The sequence below is a fragment of the Kutzneria sp. 744 genome (assembly GCF_000568255.1).
Lineage (GTDB): Bacteria > Actinomycetota > Actinomycetes > Mycobacteriales > Pseudonocardiaceae > Kutzneria.
This window is the reverse complement of the sequence record NZ_KK037166.1, coordinates 5851922-5854962: the sequence shown is the minus strand read 5'-3', so window position 1 is coordinate 5854962 and position 3041 is coordinate 5851922. Positions and strand designations below refer to the sequence as shown.

3 protein-coding genes are annotated in these 3041 nt (G+C 71.0%); 1 reads left to right on the top strand and 2 read right to left on the bottom strand.

The window, feature by feature from the left end; genetic code table 11:
* A partial coding sequence (locus KUTG_RS61665) for a ribonuclease P protein component (RefSeq protein WP_198047808.1) occupies positions 1-181 on the bottom strand: 181 nt, incomplete at its 3' end.
* Between the two features lie 12 nt (positions 182-193).
* Positions 194-337 carry a 50S ribosomal protein L34 gene (gene rpmH / locus KUTG_RS56625; protein ID WP_084579815.1) on the bottom strand — a complete coding sequence of 48 codons (144 nt, stop codon included), beginning with the start codon at positions 335-337 and terminating at the stop codon, positions 194-196.
* Between the two features lie 579 nt (positions 338-916).
* Here rpmH and dnaA point away from each other — a divergent pair.
* On the top strand, positions 917-2461 hold the full coding sequence (gene dnaA / locus KUTG_RS26425; protein WP_043720489.1) for a chromosomal replication initiator protein DnaA: 1545 nt from the start codon (positions 917-919) through the stop codon (positions 2459-2461).
* Positions 2462-3041: the final 580 nt, after the last annotated feature.

Below are 3041 nucleotides of genomic sequence, written 5' to 3'. Positions count from 1 at the left end.
TCACGACGAAGCCCACCCTGGTCCGAGCGAGCTCGGTCCGGGTGGGCGACGTCGGTGCTGAGGTGTCCGCCGGGCTCGTCAGGGCATGCACGACGAGCCGGGGTCTGCCGGCTCGGCGACCCCGGCGGACGACCAGGCCGAAGTCGTGGCTACTGGTCAGCCGGGCGGCCGCGGGGAGCACGGCGCGTCAGGGTCAGGCGGAGAGGCGGGCGCGGCCCTTGCCCCGGCGAGCGGCCAGGATCGCGCGGCCCGCGCGAGTACGCATCCGCAGCCGGAACCCATGGGTCTTGGCGCGACGACGGTTGTTGGGCTGGAAGGTGCGCTTACCCTTGCTCACTTCTGGGTCTCCCGGTGCTCACTGCAAGCAGGTCTGGTGGTGTCCCCAGCCGCACTCACACGGTCACCGCACTACGCGGCCCTACCGGACGAGATGTCGTGGGCGCCGGATCATGTTCCGGCGCTCATTGGCACAGGCGCGCGAAGACGCCCGCTACCAGCGGGAGACCATTCGAGAGTACGCAGCTGCGCGCCGGTTCTCAAATCGGCTGCGCTGCGCCACCGCGCCGCACCCCATCAGGCGACAGACGGGCCACGGTGGGGGAGTGACCGGTCAGTTCGTCTTGTGGCGGCCGCCACGCCTTGTTAGCGTGCTCCTCCGCGGTTTCGACCTCGGGCTCGGCCCGGGTCTTCCCCCACGTGGCGCCGAGGAGTCGCGCGGAACCCGGACCCCGCCGCTGGCCGACCCAGTGCGAGGCGCCGATGTGTCCCGGCGTACCTTCGTGCACAGTTGTGGACAACCTGTGGACTACATGGTCCGGGTGTCCACAGCACCACTGGACGTGACGCTCTGGGGCTGCTGCGCATTCGCACGTTGATCCCGGCGTCGGCGAAACCGGCGAGGGAGGGGAGCAGGAACGTGTCCGACGACCAGACCAACCTCGGTCAGGTATGGGACCAGGTCGTCCAGGAACTGCTCGCCGCGGGGGCCCTGTCCTCGTTGCAGCGCGCCTGGATGCGGGTGACCCGGCCGATCGGGCTGCTGGACGGCACGGTCCTGCTCGGCGCGCCGAGCGACTTCGCCAAGGAGGCCATCGAGCGGGCGCTGCGTGATCCGATCACCGCCGCGCTGTCCCGCCGGCTCGGCCGCCCGGTGTCGCTGGCTGTCAAGGTCGACACCGTGGTGCCGCGCACCACCGCCGTCCCGCCGCCCGCACCGACCCCGCAGCCGTTGATCACCACCCCCGTGCCCCGCCCGCCGGCCGTCGCTCCCGCCGAGCAGACCGCGCCGATGCAGGCGATCGCCGTGTCCGACGACGGCGAGTCCGAGGACGAGGTGGACGAGGAGCGCGAGGCGCTGGCCACCGTGCACGAGATCTGGCCGACGTTCAGCGGGCCGCCGGCCGCGCAGCTGAGCCAGACCAACTCGCAGACCAGGCTGAACGAGAAGTACACCTTCGACACCTTTGTCATCGGCGCGTCCAACCGCTTCGCGCACGCCGCCGCCGTGGCCGTGGCCGAGGCGCCGGCGCGCGCGTACAACCCGCTGTTCATCTGGGGCGAGTCCGGTCTCGGCAAGACCCACCTGCTGCACGCCGTCGGGCACTACGCCCAGCGCCTGTTCCCGGGGATGCGCGTTCGCTACGTGTCCACCGAGGAGTTCACCAACGACTTCATCAACTCCCTGCGGGACGACCGCAAGATCGCCTTCCAGCGCCGCTACCGGGACATCGACGTGCTGCTCGTCGACGACATCCAGTTCCTGGAGGGCAAGGAGGGAACGCAGGAGGAGTTCTTCCACACCTTCAACACGCTGCACAACTCGAACAAGCAGATCGTCGTGTCCTCCGACCGGCCGCCCAAGCGGCTGGAGACCCTGGAGGACCGGCTGCGCACGCGGTTCGAGTGGGGCCTGATCACCGACATCCAGCCACCCGAGCTGGAGACCCGGATCGCCATCCTGCGCAAGAAGGCCGCCCAGGACCGCCTGGCCGCGCCGGCCGAGGTGCTGGAGTTCATCGCCGCCCGGATCGAGCGCAACATCCGGGAGCTGGAGGGCGCGCTGATCCGCGTGACCGCCTTCGCCTCCCTGAACCGGCAGCCCGTCGACGTGCAGCTGGCCGAGATCGTGCTGCGGGACCTCATCCCGGACTCGCACGCCCCGGAGATCACCGCCCCCACGATCATGGCCGTCACCGCCGAGTTCTTCGGCGTGAGCATCGACGACCTGTGCGGGCCCGGCAAGACCAAGGCCCTGGCCCAGGCCCGGCAGATCTCCATGTATCTGTGCCGCGAGCTGACCGACCTCTCGCTGCCCAAGATCGGCCAGACCTTCGGCGGCCGCGACCACACCACCGTCATGCACGCGGACAAGAAGATCCGCAAGGAGATGGCCGAGCGCCGCCGCATCTACGACCAGGTGCAGGAGCTCACCTCCCGCATCAAGCAGCGCGCCCGCGGCTGACCCCGTCCCACCCCTGAGCGGCCCCCGGATCCCGGCGGGCCGCTCTCGGCTGTCGGGACCCCTACCGCCCCGCGCCGATTCCTTTCTGACGAGCTTCCCGGTCCGACCCCGCCCCCAGTGAGAAACCCTCCGCCGCCGGGCGGCCAGGCGGCCGACCTTTCTCACCGCCGCCCGGCGACGGTCGCCCAAGTCAGTGAGAAAGATGGCGGGCCGGCACGGGAGCGGCGCACCTTACTGGTCGACGCGCGCCACCGGCGATCTCGCCCCGCGCCGCCGCAGGGCGCCGGCCGATCACTCCCCGCCCGATGCGGCGAACCTTTCTGGCTGAGGTGCCGGGCCGGCCGCCGGCCTCAGTCAGAAAGGGTCGGGCGATCCCGGCCGTCGCGCACCGCTCAGAGAGGTGCGCCAGCCGGATCCGGCAAACTTTTCTCACCGAGCCCCCGCTCGCGCGACCCACCCCAGACAGAAAGTCGCCGCGTGGACGGGGTGCTCCGGCCACAGCGCCCACTCGCGACGCTCTTCCGAACAGACCTGACCTGGGGCTGCCGCGGCCGAGCTGGGCCGGCCGTCGGCCCCGCTA